Annotated in this window: 16 protein-coding genes; 13 read left to right on the top strand and 3 right to left on the bottom strand. The window is 38.1% G+C overall.

From position 1 onward, the window contains the following. The first annotated feature begins 99 nt into the window (after nt 1–99). The 5 genes from P0092_RS14630 to P0092_RS14610 all read left to right on the top strand — a co-directional run bounded on the left by P0092_RS14630 (nt 100) and on the right by P0092_RS14610 (nt 6320). Complete coding sequence (locus P0092_RS14630) at nt 100–1224, top strand: ROK family transcriptional regulator (RefSeq protein WP_004621660.1); 1125 nt, start codon at nt 100–102, stop codon at nt 1222–1224. A gap of 260 nt (nt 1225–1484) precedes the next feature. Further along, nucleotides 1485–2996 (top strand): sugar ABC transporter ATP-binding protein, encoded by a 1512-nt coding sequence (locus P0092_RS14625; protein WP_004621661.1) that lies wholly within the window; start codon nt 1485–1487, stop codon nt 2994–2996. A gap of 1 nt (nt 2997) precedes the next feature. Next, nucleotides 2998–4014, top strand: coding sequence for an ABC transporter permease (locus tag P0092_RS14620; RefSeq protein WP_004621663.1), 1017 nt, complete (start codon nt 2998–3000; stop codon nt 4012–4014). Nucleotides 4015–4096: 82 nt separating this feature from the next. After that, nucleotides 4097–5092, top strand: coding sequence for a sugar ABC transporter substrate-binding protein (locus P0092_RS14615; RefSeq protein WP_004621665.1), 996 nt, complete (start codon nt 4097–4099; stop codon nt 5090–5092). A 187-nt stretch (nt 5093–5279) separates the two neighbouring features. Then, a complete protein-coding gene (locus P0092_RS14610; RefSeq protein ID WP_004621668.1) occupies nt 5280–6320 on the top strand; it encodes an NAD(P)-dependent alcohol dehydrogenase in 1041 nt (346 codons plus the stop codon). A gap of 121 nt (nt 6321–6441) precedes the next feature. On the opposite strand, the gene P0092_RS14605 is transcribed toward P0092_RS14610, so the two are convergent. From P0092_RS14605 to P0092_RS14595, 3 genes are all read right to left on the bottom strand, one after another. After that, nucleotides 6442–8088, bottom strand: a complete 1647-nt coding sequence (locus P0092_RS14605; RefSeq protein ID WP_276186949.1) for a C40 family peptidase — start codon at nt 8086–8088, stop codon at nt 6442–6444. 337 nt (nt 8089–8425) lie between these two features. Further along, on the bottom strand, nt 8426–9394 hold the full coding sequence (locus P0092_RS14600) for a hypothetical protein (RefSeq protein WP_004621672.1): 969 nt from the start codon (nt 9392–9394) through the stop codon (nt 8426–8428). A gap of 29 nt (nt 9395–9423) precedes the next feature. Further along, entirely contained in the window at nt 9424–10053 is a 630-nt protein-coding gene (locus tag P0092_RS14595) for a Fe-only nitrogenase accessory AnfO family protein (protein ID WP_004621674.1), read from the bottom strand. A gap of 444 nt (nt 10054–10497) precedes the next feature. On the opposite strand from P0092_RS14595, the gene nifH reads away from it, so the two are divergent. From nifH to P0092_RS14555, 8 genes are all read left to right on the top strand, one after another. After that, nucleotides 10498–11319, top strand: coding sequence for a nitrogenase iron protein (gene nifH / locus P0092_RS14590; RefSeq protein ID WP_004621676.1), 822 nt, complete (start codon nt 10498–10500; stop codon nt 11317–11319). A gap of 164 nt (nt 11320–11483) precedes the next feature. Continuing rightward, complete coding sequence (locus P0092_RS14585; RefSeq protein WP_004621678.1) at nt 11484–11810, top strand: P-II family nitrogen regulator; 327 nt, start codon at nt 11484–11486, stop codon at nt 11808–11810. A 12-nt stretch (nt 11811–11822) separates the two neighbouring features. Next, nucleotides 11823–12197, top strand: a complete 375-nt coding sequence (locus P0092_RS14580; RefSeq protein ID WP_004621680.1) for a P-II family nitrogen regulator — start codon at nt 11823–11825, stop codon at nt 12195–12197. A gap of 19 nt (nt 12198–12216) precedes the next feature. Next, on the top strand, nt 12217–13809 hold the full coding sequence (locus tag P0092_RS14575; RefSeq protein WP_004621682.1) for a nitrogenase component I subunit alpha: 1593 nt from the start codon (nt 12217–12219) through the stop codon (nt 13807–13809). Beyond that, nucleotides 13809–15173 (top strand): nitrogenase component 1, encoded by a 1365-nt coding sequence (locus tag P0092_RS14570; RefSeq protein ID WP_004621684.1) that lies wholly within the window; start codon nt 13809–13811, stop codon nt 15171–15173. Before P0092_RS14575 ends, P0092_RS14570 begins: the two co-directional genes overlap by 1 nt. 39 nt (nt 15174–15212) lie before the next feature. Continuing rightward, nucleotides 15213–16559 carry a nitrogenase iron-molybdenum cofactor biosynthesis protein NifE gene (gene nifE / locus P0092_RS14565; RefSeq protein ID WP_004621685.1) on the top strand — a complete coding sequence of 449 codons (1347 nt, stop codon included), beginning with the start codon at nt 15213–15215 and terminating at the stop codon, nt 16557–16559. Nucleotides 16560–16587: 28 nt separating this feature from the next. After that, nucleotides 16588–19242 (top strand): nitrogenase component 1, encoded by a 2655-nt coding sequence (locus P0092_RS14560; protein ID WP_004621687.1) that lies wholly within the window; start codon nt 16588–16590, stop codon nt 19240–19242. Between the two features lie 22 nt (nt 19243–19264). Next, complete coding sequence (locus P0092_RS14555) at nt 19265–19573, top strand: 2Fe-2S ferredoxin (protein WP_040759315.1); 309 nt, start codon at nt 19265–19267, stop codon at nt 19571–19573. The last annotated feature ends 17 nt before the right edge of the window (nt 19574–19590 follow it).

Below are 19590 nucleotides of genomic sequence, written 5' to 3'. Positions count from 1 at the left end.
TTATGCTATAATCATGGTGATTGCTATTGAAATAAAGTAAGATTTGTTATAGTATTAACATTAATAAAAGACATTTATAAAAGTTGGGTGGTTGAAATTATGGCAACTAAGGTAAATAGCATTGAGGTTAAAAAAATAAACAGAAATGCCATATATAACTTTCTTTACAAACATGAACCGATATCTATTCAGGAGATTGCTTATACCTTAAATATGAGTCTGCCTACAGTAACTCAAAATATAAAGGAACTTCAGGAACGTGGGCTGGTAATAGAAACAGGTCTTTTTGAATCCACGGGAGGCAGAAAGGCTAAGGCTATTTCCTATAATAGTTCTGCAAAATATGCAGTAGGTCTGGACATAACACGCAATCATGTGAGTATTGTAATAATAGACCTTAGCGGGAAGCTACTAAAGAATTTTAGAATACAGTACCCTTTTAAGAATCATAAAGAGTATTTTAAAGGGGTAGGCGATTTTGTTACAAAATTGGTAAGTGAAGCCGAAATCAATGAAGCTAATATACTTGGTGTCGGTATAGCATTGCCTGCAATACTTTCCGATGATCGTCAGACTGTCAGTTACGCAACGGTTATTGACTTTCAGGGTGGCAGCATAAATTCTTTTCAGGAATTTATTCCATACCCCATTATTTTGAGCAACGATGCCAATGCAGGTGGTTTTGCCGAAATGTGGCGTGAAGATTCAGATGAAAATGTTGCATATCTTTCTTTAAATAATTCTGTCGGAGGCTCTATAATAATAGCCAAAAATATTTATGACGGACAGAACCAAAGAGGCGGAGAGTTTGGGCACATGACAATTGTACCAAACGGAAGAGAGTGCTATTGCGGACAAAAAGGCTGTGTTGATGCTTATTGCTCGGCAAAACATTTGTCAGACAGTACCAATGGAAATATTGCTGAGTTTTTCAGATTATTAAAGCTAAATATGGAGCCTCAGAAAAGCTTATGGAATGAATATATATCGCATTTAATAGTTGCAATAAATAATTTGCGTATGTTGTTTGACTGTAAAGTTATATTAGGCGGATATGCCGGAGCTTACATGGACGAGTATATTGGTGAGCTAAGGCAGATGGTTGCAAGATACAATACTTTTGAAGTAGACGGAAATTACCTTCATGCATGTAAGTATAAGCTTGAGGCAACTGCTGTAGGTGCTGCACTTGCTCATGTTGACCAATTTATAAAGAACGTTTAAAAGCTATTCTCATAGGAGCAGTAATATGCAAAAGCATATTACTGCTTTTTCATTTTTAGATGCAAAAATCTATCTTTTGTACAAATACACTAAATATAACTAAAATAATTCAAATTTTATGTTGACTTTTACTAATTATGCGATATAATCTTATTAAAAGTAATTTATAAAAGTCTTATATAAATCGGTCGATAAAAGAAGAAAATTATGGTAATAAGTATTATAAGGTTTTTATACAAGAAAACTTATGGGGGAAGGAAATGGACAAAAACATTAAGCTAAGAGTTTCGCAAATTGAAAAATCCTTTCCAGGGGTAAAAGCTCTTGATAAAATCGATTTTACTGTAAAAAAAGGTACTGTGCATGTATTGTGTGGGGAAAACGGAGCAGGAAAATCAACATTGATGAAAATCATTAACGGGATTTATCAACCCGACGGTGGTGAGATATTCATTGATGAGAAACCTGTAAAAATCAATAATCCCATACAGGCTAGGAATCTTGGTATATCAATGATTTTTCAAGAAATGAATTACGTTCCGGAAATGACGGTAGAAGAAAACCTGTTTTTAGGTAACCTGCCGGTTAACAAATTTGGTAATGTAAACTGGAAAGAAGTTAGAACTCGTACAAAGGAATTATTAAAAAAGGAAAATCTGCCTTATTTACCTACCACACTGTTAAAGGATCTGACGGTTTCCGATATTCAGATGCTAGAGATTTTGAAGGCAATATCATACAATTCCGATATTATAATCATGGATGAACCGACCTCGGCCATCACCCAAAAAGAAGTTGAGAAGCTCTTTAAAAAGATTGAAGAACTTAAAGCCAGAGGAGTTTGTATCATCTATATTTCTCACAAACTGGATGAAATATTCCAGATAGCTGATGAAATAACAGTTTTCAGAGACGGAACAGTTGTTGAGAGTCATCCGAAGGAAGAACTTGACATTGAAACCGTAATCGCACTAATGGTTGGAAGAAAATTAACCAACACCTATCCAAAGGAAGAAATCAAAATCGGAGAAAAGTTACTTGAGGTTAAAAAATTAAGTAACGGAAATGTTTATCATGACGTAAGCTTCCACCTTAAAAAGGGTGAAATCATTGGTTTTGCCGGACTTATGGGAGCAGGAAGAACTGAAGTTATGAGATCACTCTTCGGACTGGACCCTATTTCATCAGGAACAGTTAATATCAAGGGAGAAGAAGTCAAAGTCAAAAATGTACAACAGATTATTGAAAAAGGCCTGGTAATGTTATCAGAAGACAGAAGAAGATATGGTATTATTCCGGTCAGATCAGTAAGGGAAAATACAACATTGGCATTCCTTCAAAAGGTATTTTACAGATTCCGGTATCACAAGAATGTTGAACAAAGCATTGTATCAGATATGTTCGAAAAAATGAGGGTAAAAACTCCTACTTTGGAAACACCTATTGCTTCATTAAGCGGTGGAAACCAGCAGAAAGTATTATTGGCAAAGTGGATGATAAGAAATCCAGATGTTCTTATACTGGACGAACCTACACGTGGTATTGACGTAGGTGCTAAATTTGAAATATACAAACTAATGACAAATTTAGCAAAGGAAGGTAAGGGAGTAATAATGGTTTCATCCGAGCTTCCTGAGCTTATAGGTATGTGTGACAGGATTTATGTAATGTCAAAGGGTGCAGTTACAGGCGAAATAAAACGAGAAGATTTTTCCCAGGAGCTCATTATGAAATACGCTACTGGAACTTTAACATCAGATGAGGTGAGATAAAATGGATTTAAGAAGTAATAACCTATGGAATACGGCAAAAAAGAAATACAGTATTTTTATGGTACTGTTTGTATTATTCATAATTTGTTCATTAGCAAACCCAAACTTTTTAACAACCAGTAACCTGACAAATATCTCAAGACAGTTGGCAGTTACAACAATTCTTGCTTTTGGTCAGACAATATTAATAATTTCAGGAATGCTTGACTTGTCTCAAGGCTCCGTGTTGGCTCTTTCAGGTGTATTTGCTATATCAGCATATAAAGCAACCGGATCATTGGTTATTGCAGTGTTGGTAGGTATAATTACCGGAGTTGTGTGCAACTTTATTAATGCATTGATGATTAGTACTTTTAAGGCGCCTCCGTTTATTGCCACTTTGGCAATGCTGACAATGGCAAGAGGTGTAGCACTACTTTATACCAAAGGGCAAAACATTTTACAGTTGGACAAATTCGTAGTATTCGGACAAGGTTCTGTAGGTGTTATTCCAATACCTATCATATTCCTTGTAGTATTGGCAATAGTAACATGGTATATATTGAAACACACCAGAGTCGGACGTTCTCTTTATGCAGTGGGCGGAAATGAAGAAGCATCAGTTGCGTCAGGTATAAACGTTCATAAAGTTAAGTACACTGCGTTTATAATAAATGGTATTTTCGTTGGTTTAGCAGGGGTATTGTTCATGTCACGTGTTAATGCAGGTCTTCCAAATGGTGCTGTAGGTTATGAGTTCACAGCTTTAACAGCCGCTATCATCGGTGGAACCAGCTTCTCAGGTGGTGTTGGAACTGCAACAGGTACCTTGGCGGGTGCATTTATAGTAGGATTCCTTGACAATATTATGAACCTTACCAGTGTGGATTCTTACATGCAGCAGATTGTAAGAGGTGCAATAATCGCTCTTGCGGTTATATATGATATTCAGTCCAAAAACCGCAGAACAAAGAGTACACTTGGAAGAATAGAAGACAAGCAAAATGCAAAAAACAAGAAAGTAGCAGCAAAGAAATAAGCTTAATTTAAATTAAACAGCAATGCTGTTTAAATAATAAAAACAAATCTACCAAAAATCTATTAAAAGGATGGACACACAGATGAAGAAGAGACTAATTAGCGTACTATCAATGTCACTGGCAATTACTTTTTTGGCAGCATGTGGAGCAGGGACACCAAAAACTTCCGATTCAACAGCTTCAGGAGGAAGCAGCTCAAAGGGCTATAAAGTAGCATATATAGCTCGTGCCCAATCTGACTCATTTGCGGCTTGGCTTGCAAACGCTGTAAAGGATGAAGCAAAGAAGTACCCGGACATTAAGCTGGATGTATTCGATGGTCAGGCAAATGATGATACTGAAAACTCAATGATTGAAAATGCTATTACAAACAAGTATGATCTGGTTATTGTGCAGCCAAATAACGGTGAAGCTCAAAGACCATATGTTGAAAAAGTAGTTAAGGCAGGTATACATGCAATAACAACTAATGCTCGTATTTCAGGAATTGAAGGAGCGTCATCGGTTGATGCAAATCCTTATGAGCAGGCTGGAGTAAATGCTCGTGCAGCAATAGAGCAAATTCCTCAAAATGCAAAAGTTGTAGTGTTAGATGGACCTTCAGGAAACTTCCACGCTGATGAAAGACGTAAGAGCTGGCAGAAGGAATTCTTTGAAAAACGTCCTGATGTTAAAATAGTTGGCGAACAGATTGCAAACTGGAACAAAGACGAAGCTATGAAGTACATGGAAGACTGGATACAGTCCAATGACAAGATTGATGCAGTTATTTCAATGAATGACAACATGGCAGCCGGAGCAATTGAAGTTGTTAAAGATAACCCTAAGTTCAAAAACATGCTTGCATATGGTGTTGATGGAACAGCAGAAGCACTGCTTCTAATACAGGAAGGAAAAATGACTTCTACTTGTATGCAGAGTGCATACGACCTTGCTACAAAGTTGCTTGAATCAGGCAATAAGCTCTTAACAGGCGGAGAAAAGCAGATTGATACAGATATTGGTAACCCACTTGTAAATAAAGATAATGTACAGCAATATATAGATATATTGAAGAAGTCCGGAGCTATTAAGTAATATTTCTACTATTAAATATACAAAGGTACGTGAAAAAATCTTTATTCACGTATCTTTGTATTGTATATTTAAATTATTTGGTGTATCATAGAAAATGAAAGTTAATTAAAACGTTTTATAAAAGTTGATAATAAAGTTGGTTTAAATATATATTTAAAGGACAAACTATCGTGTGGAGGTTTTTATTATGAAAAACAGAGCGGCTTATATGACAGGAATAAACAAAATGGAGATAAGGGACATAGCGGTTCCAAAGCTCAGAGAAAAGGATGTACTTGTAAAGCTTGAGTATGTGGGAATTTGCGGTTCTGATGTGCATTATCTTGAGCATGGAAAAATCGGTGATTTTATAGTAAACGGAGATTTCATACTTGGACATGAATGTGCCGGAACTGTTGTTGAAGTTGGCAGCGGAGTACAAAATTTGCAGGTGGGAGACAAGGTTGCGTTGGAACCGGGAATAACTTGCGGACAATGTGAATTCTGCAAAACAGGAAGATATAATCTTTGCCCCGATGTTGAATTTTTGGCAACACCGCCATATCATGGTTCATTAATGAATTATATTGCTTTCCCGGAGAATATGTGCTTTAAACTGCCTGAAAATATAACAACAAAAGAGGGAGCATTAGTTGAACCTTTGGCTGTTGGTATGCATGCGGCAAACCAGGGAGAAGTAAAGCTTGGAAGCTCAGTTGTTATTCTTGGAGCAGGAACAATAGGACTTGTTACTTTGCTTGCATGTAAAGCAAACGGAGCAACTGATATTACTGTAGTCGATGTAATACCTAAGAGACTTGAATATGCAATGAAGCTTGGAGCAACCAAAACAATAAATGCCATGGAAACAGATGTGTTTGCAGAAATAGACAAACTCACTGATAAAAGGGGTGTGGATATTGTTATAGAAACTGCAGGCTCTGCAAGGACTATTTCACAAACTCCTTACCTTGTTAAAAACGGTGGTACTATTGTTCTTGTAGGTTTAGCTCCACAGGATATAATTGAATTTAACTTTGCAAAGATTATGGCAAAGGAAGCTACAATTAAATCGGTTTTCCGTTACAAAAACATATATCCGGTAGCTATAAAGGCTATATCTAAAGGAATCATAGATATAACAGGTATAGTAACACATGAATTTGATTTTGATGATGTTGCACATGCTTTTGACTACGTAATAAACAACAAGCAGGATGTTGTTAAGGCAGTTATAAAAATAGACTAATTTTATATTTCCATATATAATACTCCTAAAAAAATCCGTCGGCGAAAACCGACGGATTTTTTCTGACTACATAATAAGAAAGACGCTATGAAATGCATAGCGTCCTAATATATTTAAAAATCTAGAATATTCTGAATGCACAGACAAAATTCCTTGTCCAGTAGGAAGAAGTTATGTTTGTAATACGAACTTTGCCTTGACTTGAGGATGCATCAATCATCTGATTTCCGCCCAGTGCAATACCCACGTGACCATTGTATGTAATAATATCTCCACGTTTTATACTACTCATACTGGATATCCTTTTATACCTGCCATTTCCGGCCCATCCTCCGGAAGTCATGTAACCTTGTCTGACTCCTGAATTTTTTAATACCCAGTAAACAAATCCCGAGCAATCAAAGCTGTTAGGCCCTTTTGCACCATATATATATCTGCTTCCAAGTTTTGATTTAGCTACTGATATAAGTTGCTCAACGCTTGGACTAACGTAGCCTCCGCCGTTGTCATCATCACCACCGGAATTATTGTTCTGGCTGGAATTGCCGGAATTATTTGACCCTCCTGAATTATTGCCGTTTGAACTGCTACCCGTACCTCCTGTCCATTTCTTTGCATCAGGGGACAAGAGCTTGGCTATTGTTTGAGAGCCTATTTTTCCGTCCTTTCCCAGACCATTTTTTGACTGGAACTTGAGAACAGCATTATGAGTATCGGAGCCAAAATATCCTGTTACACTTTTCAAATAACCGAGTTTCTTCAGGTATGTCTGAACTTTGGTAACATCATCTCCGCTGTCGCCTATATCAAGGGCGTTTTCAGTAGCATCTGACGACATAAGCAAATCTTTTGTAACCGGCCCTATAAAACCATCGGCAATCAAACCGTTATTTTCCTGAAAACGCTTAACTGCCTGAACAGTATCATTATCATACTTTCCGCTGGGCTTTGCGGTGAGGTAGCCAAGTTCATACAATCTTTGTTTATATTGAAGTATTTCCTTGTTTTCGTCTCCTAAATAAAAGGACATTGGAACTGCTTTTGCAGAATATAAAACTTCTCTTGTCTGCTTACCTACATTACCGTCATCAAAAAGGCCGTTTCTTTTCTGAAAATCCTTTACAGCAATATCTGTATCCGTACCGAAATAACCTGTTGCCTTGCCCATGTACCCCAATTCATACAGACGTTCCTGAAGCTGCTGTACATCAGTTCCTTCAGCTCCCAGAGAAACGGTATATGCTTTTGCGTCATCTGAAAGCAAAAGCTGATAGGTCTTAGCGTCAACTTCACCTGTTATGGGTAACTTGTTTTTACGTTGAAATAATTCTGTTGCCAATTTAAGAGACTCTCCAAATTCTTCAGTTGGTTCGTCAATTTCAAGATAATCCAAGTCCATGAGTTTCTTTTGAATAACTGTTACGGTACTGTCTTTTACTCCTAATTTTATAACATCCCCTTGTAAAGGATTCATAGGAGTAATACCACGGGAGGTCTTAGTTAAAGCATTTGACTCTGTAGCGGGTTTAGAATACTTTTGCTGTGGTGTTTGGTCGGATACTGAAACCGTTTTTTCCGGTTTATCCGTTACATTGATTTTAGGATTTGAGTGCGGTAGTGTTAAAACGATTGCTGCCGTAAGAGCCAACGCTGCTGCACCTGAACATGAAACAATTATATATTTATATTTTGATGGATATTTATTTTTATAATTCTTAATTTTCTTTGGTATATTACTTATTAAACTTTTTATCTTTTTTAAACTCATAATCTCTCCAATTCCTATTTTGTATTTTTTTCAAAAAAAAGAAATGCATAAATAGGAACATCAAGATAAACAAAAGAATATCTGAAAGAGTAAAACATAAGAGCACAGCCGTATATATGTATCAAATGTAAAGTCTATTTCTGCCCCTATAATACACAACTTTTATAATGATTATTAATATTTTAACATAGTTTAATAGAAAATTATATTAAAGTTACTTTACAATTACAAAAAGGTTACTTTCTTGTAGCTTTTTATATATAATTCAGTAAAATGTGACTTCCCGCATTCAACTATAAACAACTGCAAAACAGCCCCTGCAATTTCACATTTTCAATCAGATGTAATTACTTTTTTTACACAGACTGCAACTTGAACAGTCCGTACATGAAAGACCGGAACCTGTAGCTGCTGCGGAATCATTTACTATTGTAAATCTTGTTGTGTTAATATCATATATACGTTTTTTATCACTGTTGAATTTTACATAATGCCCTTCAAAAGAAATTTCCAGTGGCACCAGGGAAACAACACCTTCTTCAAAAGGGTCGGGCTTAACTATTGCTTTCATTGTTTCAAAGGAGCCGCCCTTTTCAAATATAGCCACCTTACTGCTGCTTGTGGAAAGAGCTTGTATATTTCCGCTTTCAGTGAAGACCAGTGAGTTGCAGTCGGCATGTATACCAAGAGCATTTGCATCGTAAGCTGTTAATTCTCCGATTAGAGTAGGTACTGTTATTTCATAGGCAGGCTCCACCGATTTAAGCTTTCCGTTTTCATATAATGAAAAACCTATCCTAACCGGGATAAGGTCGTGGGCAGCTTTAAGGATAATATTTTCACCCGGCCACAAGGTCAATGATTTTAGGTTTCCGCTTTCATAAAAGCAAAGACCAATTATTTTTGTCTTGAAGCTACCAAAAGGAAAATGAAACCTGAATTCGTCACAAAGTTTTTCTTCATCCTCTTGGCCCCAATAACCGCTTAGCTTTCCATTCAATGGGAAAATCCTTTTCAGACTGCCGGATTCATAAAAAGTAACAAGTTCTGCGGGGAAAGTACCCAAGGTTGTTTTTATTAAGGTTGAGGATTCTAAAGAAATACTTTTAACTTTTCCGCTTTCATAAAACGAAATAGAGTGACAGTATTTTTTACGTACTTCATCTTCACCATATTTAGGAATTAAATCGCCGTATTCAGTTTTAATTACATTTTTTTTGCAGAGTATGCATTCTTTAATTCTTCCGCTTTCAAAACAAAAAGCACTGACAATACCTAATAGATTTTCACGAATATTTTCTGACATATTGGCAACCTCCTTTTTATTATGGAAAATTAATGTGAACAGACATTATTTAATATTGAAACCTTGCATCTGTTGTCTCCGTTTTCTTCTACTGAATAGCTTAGATTCAATTCCGGAAGTATGTTGTCAAACCATGGGGGTACATGGGAGCATATAACCTCAAGCTTGAAAAAAGGGGTAGTTTCCAGAAAAGGTTTAATAGCTTTTTTAGAAGAAATTTCAGGATGCTTGGCTTGAAGCTCCATCAGGTTTATGTAAAAAACTCCGTTTTCTTCTACTTGAACAGGTGAAAGAGCAACTTGCTCTGAGTTCGCAGCTTCAGCTTTTAAGCTGATGACTTCATTATACATATCATCAAGAATACTGCTTGTAATGTTCTTTGCTTCAAATATTGCAAACCCATTCCTGTCAAATATGTTGTAAGCAAGACCTGACATAACTTTACCAACTATAATCTTGCAATCTTCCAGTTCCATAATAAGACTTTTTATATTTTCCCTAAGGTCTGATAGAGACATGGTAGTATTAATATAGTAACGGACTTCCTTAAATAATTCCCAGTGTGTATTATTCTTATTATATATATTTATGAAGGAACCCTTTTCAAAAGGTGAAAGCTCTTGTTCATCATTTACTATCACTGCAATTCTCTTTAACATAATTTAACCTCCTATATAATATTCTTTATTAAAAATACAAAAAACGGGGCAATCAAGCATTTAGCTTGATTCGCCCCGTTGCACTTACTATTATTATATGAGGAGAGAAAGAAATAATCAACCATATCAATGAATAATAAATACGTATTTGTAAAAAATATACAAAATGGCTTTAGAATTAGTAGCTTTTATTGACGAATTCGTGTATTGTTAATATGAATATAAAGGCTTATACTCTTAGTAAGCTAAACAAATTAATAAAAACGACGACGAAGTCTCATTAATTCACATCGAGTGAATAATGGGACTTTTTTAGTAGAATTACATCAAAAAGTCAGACGATGAGGTCTTAAAACATAGAGTGGAAACTCTGTTTTGGGACCTTTTTATTTTACAGTTTGAAAATTAATGTACAACAGTACAGGAAAATGGGAGGTATTTATTATGAGACAGGTAGCTATTTATGGAAAAGGCGGTATTGGAAAGTCAACTACAACACAAAATCTGACTGCAGGCTTGGGGGAAATGGGTAAAAAGATAATGATTGTAGGCTGTGACCCAAAAGCTGATTCAACCAGACTGATACTGGGGGGCCTCGCACAACAGACAGTTCTGGATACACTCCGGGAAGAGGGCGAGGATATTGATCTTGATTTAGTTATGAAGAAAGGCTTTTCCGAAATCAATTGTGTTGAATCAGGAGGTCCGGAGCCGGGAGTAGGTTGTGCAGGTCGAGGAATAATTACTTCCATAGGCTTGTTGGAAAGACTTGGTGCATATGAAGACGATTTGGATTACGTTTTCTATGACGTTTTGGGAGATGTTGTTTGCGGAGGATTTGCAATGCCGATTCGTGAAGGAAAGGCACAGGAGATTTATATAGTTGCCAGCGGAGAAATGATGGCACTTTATGCGGCAAACAATATATCAAAAGGAATCCAGAAGTACGCCAAGACAGGCGGTGTAAGACTTGGCGGAATTATATGTAACAGCCGTAAGGTTGACGGAGAGGCAGATTTGGTTGAAGCTTTCGCAAAGGAGCTTGGCTCTCAGATGATACATTTTGTTCCTAGAGACAACATGGTTCAAAGAGCTGAAATTCATAAAAAGACAGTAATTGATTTTGATGCGGAATGTAATCAGGCGGACGAATACAGGTCTCTTGCCAAAAAGATAGACGAAAACAAATTGTTCGTAATTCCTAAGCCGTTAAAGCAGGAAAGACTTGAAGAACTGTTGATGGAACACGGAATTATGGATATTTAATATTAATCACTCAGCATCATTTTTGATATGCTTGATGAGTTTAAATCTTTCCATGGTTCGTCTCCAAAATATTTTTAATCAGACTTCACTACGGAAAGTTTAAAAACATCATTGAAATGTTAGTGATGAAATTAAACCTACTAAAAAGAAAGGCGGATGAAATTATGATATTGGTAAGAGCAATTATCAGACCTGAAAGAACAGGTATAGTACTTTCAGAGTTGCTGTCAGCAGGTTTTCCTGCAGTAACTAAAATGGATGTATATGGAAGAGGAAAGCAAAAGGGAATTGTAATAGGTGATATCCAGTATGATGAGATTCCAAAAGAAATGCTGTTGATTGTTGTAAATGATGAAGACAAGGACGATGTTGTAAAAATAATTATGAGGAATGCACGTACAGGGGAAAAAGGAAACTTTGGTGATGGAAGAATATTTATCAGTGAAGTTATGGATGCATATACCATTAGTACTGCAAAACAAGGCTTATAGGAGGTGTTGCTTATGAAAGAGGTTATGGCTTTTATACGTACCAACAAAGTTAACAGAACCAAGGAAGCACTTGCCAATGCCGGATTTCCGGCCTTCTCCTGCAGGCCTTGCCTCGGGAGAGGTAAAAAAAGCCTTGATGCAACCGTTTTAAACTATATCATGGAAGCCGGAGAATTGCCTGTATCCAATGCAGGTGAAGCATTTACAGAGACGGCCAGATTGATTCCCAAAAGGTTTTTTTCATTGGTTTTAGATGACGAACAGGTAGATTTGGCAGTTAAAACAATTATTAACGTAAACCAGACCGGAAATCCCGGAGACGGAAAAATATTCGTAATACCTGTTCAGGAGACTTATAAGGTTAGAACAGGTGAAAACATACTTTAAATGACAGGTGGTGAGACAAATGAATGTAAGAAATATTGTATTAGATAAATATAGTGCAAAAGTATACAAAAATAGAAAAGAACACATAATGGAGCTGACTGAGGAAACTAAAGAACAGCCCATTGCGGCAAACAGCCGTACTGTTCCGGGAATCATAACAAACAGGGGATGTTGTTATGCAGGATGTAAAGGTGTTGTTCTCGGGCCTTTAAAGGATGTTCTGGTATTAACACACGGGCCTATAGGATGCGGTTTCTATTCCTGGGGAACCAGAAGAAACAAAGCAAAAACTGAGGACGGAAGAAACTTTATTGAATATTGCTTTTCAACTGACCTTCAGGAGCCTGATATAGTTTTCGGCGGCGAAAAAAAGCTGAGACAGGCAATAAAAGAAGCAGTAGAAATCTTTAAGCCAAAATGTATCATGATATGCTCTACCTGCCCCGTAGGACTTATAGGTGACGACATACATGCAGTTGCGACAGAAACTGAACAGTTGTACGGAATTAGCTGTATGGCATTCAGTTGTGAGGGATACAAGGGTGTCAGCCAGAGTGGTGGCCATCATATTGCCAATAACACTATCATGAAAAAAATTATAGGCACAAATGATACTCCTCCTAAAAATAAATACTCTGTAAACCTACTGGGAGAATATAATATCGGCGGAGACGGCTGGGAAGTTGAAAGAATCATGAAGCGTATCGGCTACGATGTAATATCGGTATTTACCGGAGATGGAAGCTTTGAAGCAATAAAGAATTCACATATGGCAAATCTTAATCTGGTGCAATGTCACCGTTCAATAAACTACATTGCTGAAATGATGAAAACCAAATACGGTGTGGACTGGATTAAGGTAAACTTCATTGGAATAAAATCAACTATACAATCCTTAAGAGATATGGCAGCTTACTTTGGTGATAAGGAACTCGCAGAGCGGACCGAAGAGGTAATAGACGACGAACTTGCAAACATTGCAGAAGAGAAGGAATACTACTATTCAAAGCTTAAAGGTAAAACAGCTGCTCTCTATGTAGGCGGGTCAAGATCACATCATTATCAGCTGTTACTTTCAGACTTCGGTGTTTCCACAGTTCTTGCAGGTTACGAATTTGCACACAGAGATGACTACGAAGGCAGAGAAGTAATTCCTACTATAAAAGAAGATGCCGACAGCAAAAATATAGAACACCTCAATGTAGAAAAAGACGACAAAAAATATCATGCATACCTTACTGATGAGCAATATGAAATGCTAAAATCAAAAATTCCTCTGGAAGACTATACAGGTATGATAAGACATATGGAAAACGGCAGTATTATAGTTGACGATTTGAATCAGTTTGAGACTGACGAGTTCCTGAAACTGTTGAAACCTGACATATTTTTCTCGGGAATTAAGGATAAATACTCACTCCAAAAGTCAGGAGTTCTGGCAAGACAGCTGCATTCCTATGATTACAGCGGCCCGTACTCAGGCTTCAGAGGTTCCGTTAACTTTGCAAGAGATATAACAATGGGACTGTATACCCCGGCTTGGGGATTTGTTACACCACCGTGGAAAAACAGGTCAACTCTAAAAGCTTCATTAGCAGGAGGTGAAGAATAATGCTTAAAATGACTCCAAAAGAAATAACAGAACGCAGCAGCTTAAAAATAAATCCGTGTAAAACTTGTCAGCCTGTTGGTGCAATGTATGCAGCACTTGGAGTACATAACTGTATGCCTCATAGCCATGGCTCACAGGGATGTGCCTCCTACCACAGAACATTTTTGTCAAGGCATTTCAAAGAGCCTGCAATGTCATCTACAAGTTCATTTACAGAAGGTGCTTCGGTATTTGGTGGCGGAAGCAATCTCAAAACAGGTGTAAAAAATGTATTCGATATATACAACCCTGATATTATTGCAGTACATACCACCTGTCTGAGTGAAACAATAGGAGATGACCTGAATGCTTTTATCCAGGATATTGATATACCCGAAGGAAAATACGTTGTTCATACAAACACACCAAGCTATGTAGGCTCACACGTAAATGGATTTTATAATATGATGTCCGGATTTATTACCTATATGGCCGAATCAACAGGTCAATCAAACGGCAAAACTGCAATTTTCCCCGGGTTTGTAAATCCGGGCGACATCAGGGAATTAAAAAGAATACTAAATCTTATGAAAGTACCTTTTACAATGTTCCCTGACCAGAGCGGAGTAATGGATGCACCCATGACAGGAATGTACGCAATGTATCCTAAGGGCGGAACGACAATACCTGAAATAATGGGGTTAGGCGACTGCGATAAGGTCCTTGCTCTGGGTGAACTTACAAGTGAGGAGCCTGCAAATGTATTGGAAAGAAAGTGCAAGGTACCGCATTCTCTGATGGAGCTGCCTATAGGAATTGATGCTACTGACAAATTTGTTATGGAGCTTTCACAGATAACAAACGAGGAAATTCCATACGAGCTTGAAGAGGAACGTGGACAATTGGTAGACATTATTCTAGATGCACATTTCTATTTTCATGAGAAAACAGTTGCAATATTCGGTGATCCCGACACAGTTCTAGGTCTTACCCGTCTAGCGTTGGAAATGGGAATGATTCCTAAATATGTTCTGACAGGAACCCCCGGAGAAGCTTTTGTAAAGCTGGCTAACAAGCTTTTTGACCAATATGGTGTAACCGGTTGCACTGCAAAAGCAGCAGGAGACTTGTTCGAACTTCATCAATGGATAAAGAATGAAAAGGTTGACCTGCTTCTTGGAACATCTTATGGTAAACAAATAGCAAAGGCCGAGGACATACCCTTTGTACGTGCCGGATTTCCTGTGCTTGACAGATATGTACATTCATATGCACCAATAGTAGGCTACAAAGGAGCAATAAGACTGGTGGAGATGATTGCGGGAGCCTTGATGGACAGACAGGACAGAGATGCAAGTGATGAAGAATTTGAAATAGTTATGTAAATCAAGAAAACCTAAACCTTTGGAGAAGGGGGCATAAGAATGACAGAATCACTTATATTGGAAGAAAGAAAAGACTCTATAAAATTCGGATTTGAAAAAACCGGGAAGACAGCTATCAAATGTGAAAGCAACAGCGTATCGGGAGCCGTAAGCCAGAGGGCATGTGTATACTGCGGTGCAAGAGTAGTGCTGAACCCAATTACAGACGCATTTCATATTGTCCACGGTCCCATAGGATGTGCCAGTTATACATGGGATATCCGGGGAAGCCTGACCAGTGGAAGCGACCTTTACAGAAACAGCTTTTCAACAGACTTGACGGAACAGGATATTGTTTTCGGAGGAGAGAAAAAGCTCAGTGCTGCCATTGACGAGGTTGTCCAGAAGCATAATCCAAAAGTGATTTTTGTCTATGCCACATGTATTGTTGGGGTAATAGGTGATGACGTGGAAGCCGTGTGCAGACATGCAGAAAAGAAACACGGTACAAGGGTTATCCCCGTAAAGTCCCCCGGATTCTCAGGTAACAAATCCTATGGTTACAAAATGGCGTGTAATGCCATACTGGAACTTTTGAAGCCACATAACGATATTCCTAAAACTAATGGAGTCAATATCCTTGGAGATTTCAACCTTGCCGGCGAAATGTGGATAATTAAAAATTACCTTAATGAAATAGGTATCCCCGTAGTTTCAACAATAACCGGGGATGCCGGCTACGACAATCTTATAAAGGCACCTTCGGCGAGGCTGAATCTTGTTCAGTGTGCTGGTTCAATGACTTATCTGGCAAAGAAAATGGAAGAAAAAATGGATATTCCCTTTATAAAGGTCAGCTTCTTCGGCGTAGAAGACACCTCACAATCATTAATCAGAATAGCAGAAGCAATAGGCACAGAAGAAAATATACAAAAAGCCAAACAATTTACGCAATCAGAAACCGAGAGACTTAGGCCAATGTTGGAAAAATACAGAAGCCGACTTGAAGGTAAAAAAGCAGCAATTTACGTGGGCGGGGGTTTTAAGGCAATTTCTCTAATAAGACAGTTTAATCAGATGGGAATTGAAACAGTTGTCGTTGGAACACAAACAGGAAAACCTGAGGAATATGAGATTATTACAAATCTGGTTGGACAAAATGCCGTAATTCTGGATGATGCAAACCCTGCTGAGCTGGAAACCTTTATGAAGGAGAAGGAAGCGGATATTCTGGTAGGGGGTGTTAAGGAAAGACCTCTTGCTTATAAACTTGGAATTGCTTTTTGCGACCACAACCATGAAAGAAAACACGCACTTGCCGGATATGAGGGAGTAGTTAATTTTACAAAAGAAATAAATCTGTCAATGAACAGTCCGGTATGGGAGTACATTAAGCAGGAAACTTAAATTTTGAAAAGGGAAGGGGTGAATAAGAATGAGCAAAAACCTGGTAAACCTAACTGTAAATCCGTGTAAAATGTGTATGCCTATGGGAAGTGTAAGTGCTTTCTGCGGAATAAAGAAATGTATGACAATACTTCACGGCTCACAAGGCTGCAGTACCTATATAAGAAGGCATATGGCAACACACTACAATGAACCTGTAGATATTGCTTCTTCATCACTTACAGAGGAAGGAACTGTTTTTGGTGGTGAAGGCAATCTTATAAAGGGTTTAGAAAACATGATATCACTGTACAAACCTGAAATAATAGGAGTAGCAACCACTTGTTTGGCAGAAACCATAGGGGAAGATATCAAGAGAATAATAAATGAATTTTATGAAAAACATCCCGGGGCAAATGTCAGAATAATTCCAGTATCTTCGGCAGGCTATTCAGGAACACAATACGAAGGATTTTTCAAAGCACTCAGAGCTATTGTTGAAAATGTAGAAATGAACGTAAAAAAGAATAACAGGATAAATATTATAACAGGTCTTATTTCTCCGGCAGACACCCGTTATTTAAAAAAATTACTTGATTCCATGAAAATAGATTATATATTGCTTCCTGATATATCTGATAATCTTGACGGAGAGTATGCCAAGGTATATAACCGATTGCCGGAGGGTGGAACCTCTATTGAGGAAATTTCACTTATGGGCGGTGCAAAGTTGACAATAGAGCTTTCCAGCTTTATAAACGGAGAAGACTCCCCGGCGGAATATTTATATGAAGCTTATGGGGTACCATTTGTCAGATGCAGTCTTCCTGTCGGACTGCGAGATACGGATATATTTATCCGTCAGCTTGTAAAGGCAGGAGGCACTATGACTGCTGAGATAAAAAAAGAACGGGGAAGGTATCTGGATTCCATAATTGATTCACATAAGTACAATAGTGAGGGTCGAGCAGTAATTTTCGGAGAACCGGATTTTGTATACTCCACAGTGAGATTGTGTACTGAAAATGGGATTATGCCTGTAGTAGTTGCCACCGGATCAAAATGCAGCTCCCTTAGCAATCTTTTGACAGAGGAAATACAAAAAGCATCTGATTACGCATTTGTAGAAAAATTTAAAATAATTGATGACTGTGATTTCGATACAATTGAAAAATATGCTTTAGAACTAGGTGCCAACCTGATGATAGGAAGCTCTGACGGCAGGCGAATCGAAGAAAAACACAAACTCCCCCTTGTGAGATGTGCATTTCCCATCCATGACAATATCGGCGGGCAAAGGATAAGAATACTGGGTTACGAAGGCTCAATCACCCTGCTTGACAAAATTACAAACACTCTGCTGACACAAAAAGAACACAGCTTCCGCAGCTCTTTATACAATCAGTATTACAAGGCAGAGCCTGAAACAAAGTCAGATATGGAAGAGGCTGTTTTACCTGTTGAAACAACTTCAGAGGACCTGAAAGCCATTAATTTAAAAAAATCAGCAACTCACCCATGTTTTAACGGCTGTGGCAGCGGATATGCCAGAATACATCTTCCCATAGCTCCTAAATGCAACATACAGTGCAACTACTGTGTCAGAAAATATGATTGCCCAAATGAAAGCAGACCCGGAGTTACAACTGAAATACTATCACCTGAACAAGCTCTGGAAAAATATAAAATCGTAAAACAAAAGATGCCAAACCTCACCGTAGTAGGAATTGCAGGACCGGGAGACTCTCTGGCGAATTTTACAAATACCAGAAAGACACTGGCACTCATTAAAGAATTTGACCCACAAGTAACCTTTTGCCTGTCTACAAACGGACTGATGCTTCCACTGTATGCAGAAGAACTTGCGGGGTTGGGAGTATCTCATGTAACCGTTACAATGAATGCCGTAAATGCAGCAATAGGAGCAAAAATATATAAACACATTGATTATATGGGCAACAGATACTTTGGAGAGGTTGGAGCAGCAATTCTTATGGCAAACCAGATGGCAGGACTTAAAAAGCTTTCGGCTCTGGGTGTTGTATGCAAGGTAAATGTAGTTATGCTTAAAGGAATCAACGAGTACCATGTCCGGCAGGTAGTTAAAAAAGCAAAGGAACTTGGATGCCATATATCCAACATAATGCAACTGATACCTGTAGCCGGAAGTGCGTTTGAAAATATGCCCCTTACAAGTAACAAGGAGATAATGGAGATGCGAAAAATCTGCGGAGAAGTAATGCCGCAAATGTATCATTGCCGTCAGTGCAGAGCCGATGCAGTGGGTACTCTGGACAATGACCAGTCAATAGAATTCAGAGGATGTACGTCAGAAAAGAAGCAAGAAAGTATGCTGTTTGCAGTTTCCTCAAAGAGCGGAGTGCTTGTAGACCAGCATTTTGGTCACGCAACGGATTTCTATATATATGAATATCTAAATAAAAGCATACGGTTCAGAGAAAAAAGGAGTGTTTCCAAATATTGTGATGGCTCCGAAAGCTGTGACGGAATGGGTGGTGGCAATAAAGAAGGAAAAATGGATGCCATTCTTGAGGCCGTCAAGGATTGTAACGGAGTAGTGGCAATGAGAATAGGAGAAGTACCTAAACAAAAGCTCAAGGAGCAATCAATTGAGATATTTACAACCTATGACAGGATTGAAGATGCCGTAAAAAAGGCGGCCGAACAGCTATGTGTCCGGTAGGCGTGTAGAAAGAGAGGTTTTTATGGTAAGTCCCAAATATCATGTGTTTGTATGTGCAAGCTGTAGAATTAACGGAACCCAGAAGGGCTTTTGCCACTCAAAGGGAAGTGTTGCACTGATACAAAAATTTATGGAAGAAATAGACGATAATGATTTAACCGGCGAGGTTATGGTAACAAATACAGGTTGTTTTGGAATATGCGACAAGGGGCCTGTTGTAGTAATCTACCCGGAAGGTACCTGGTACGGAAATGTCACGGAAGACGATGTTGAAACAATAGTCGAACAGCACCTTATTGGGGGAGAGAAGGTAAAAGATCTGGTTATATAAGCCGGCAGTAAAGCAAA

This window comes from Ruminiclostridium papyrosolvens DSM 2782 (genome assembly GCF_029318685.1).
GTDB classification, from domain to species: Bacteria; Bacillota; Clostridia; order Acetivibrionales; family DSM-1351; genus Ruminiclostridium; species Ruminiclostridium papyrosolvens.
The sequence above is the reverse complement of the archived record's forward strand: the minus strand, read 5'-3'. Positions and strand labels throughout refer to the sequence as shown.

Coding starts and splice junctions, on each gene's coding strand:
- P0092_RS14580 (WP_004621680.1), top strand. CDS start 11,823: ATGAAAGAGGTTATGGCTTTTATACGTACCAACAAAGTTAACAGAACC.
- nifH (WP_004621676.1), top strand. CDS start 10,498: ATGAGACAGGTAGCTATTTATGGAAAAGGCGGTATTGGAAAGTCAACT.
- P0092_RS14610 (WP_004621668.1), top strand. CDS start 5,280: ATGAAAAACAGAGCGGCTTATATGACAGGAATAAACAAAATGGAGATA.
- nifE (WP_004621685.1), top strand. CDS start 15,213: ATGACAGAATCACTTATATTGGAAGAAAGAAAAGACTCTATAAAATTC.
- P0092_RS14555 (WP_040759315.1), top strand. CDS start 19,265: ATGGTAAGTCCCAAATATCATGTGTTTGTATGTGCAAGCTGTAGAATT.
- P0092_RS14600 (WP_004621672.1), bottom strand. CDS start 9,394: ATGTCAGAAAATATTCGTGAAAATCTATTAGGTATTGTCAGTGCTTTT.
- P0092_RS14615 (WP_004621665.1), top strand. CDS start 4,097: ATGAAGAAGAGACTAATTAGCGTACTATCAATGTCACTGGCAATTACT.
- P0092_RS14605 (WP_276186949.1), bottom strand. CDS start 8,088: ATGAGTTTAAAAAAGATAAAAAGTTTAATAAGTAATATACCAAAGAAA.
- P0092_RS14575 (WP_004621682.1), top strand. CDS start 12,217: ATGAATGTAAGAAATATTGTATTAGATAAATATAGTGCAAAAGTATAC.
- P0092_RS14585 (WP_004621678.1), top strand. CDS start 11,484: ATGATATTGGTAAGAGCAATTATCAGACCTGAAAGAACAGGTATAGTA.
- P0092_RS14625 (WP_004621661.1), top strand. CDS start 1,485: ATGGACAAAAACATTAAGCTAAGAGTTTCGCAAATTGAAAAATCCTTT.
- P0092_RS14630 (WP_004621660.1), top strand. CDS start 100: ATGGCAACTAAGGTAAATAGCATTGAGGTTAAAAAAATAAACAGAAAT.
- P0092_RS14560 (WP_004621687.1), top strand. CDS start 16,588: ATGAGCAAAAACCTGGTAAACCTAACTGTAAATCCGTGTAAAATGTGT.
- P0092_RS14570 (WP_004621684.1), top strand. CDS start 13,809: ATGCTTAAAATGACTCCAAAAGAAATAACAGAACGCAGCAGCTTAAAA.
- P0092_RS14595 (WP_004621674.1), bottom strand. CDS start 10,053: ATGTTAAAGAGAATTGCAGTGATAGTAAATGATGAACAAGAGCTTTCA.
- P0092_RS14620 (WP_004621663.1), top strand. CDS start 2,998: ATGGATTTAAGAAGTAATAACCTATGGAATACGGCAAAAAAGAAATAC.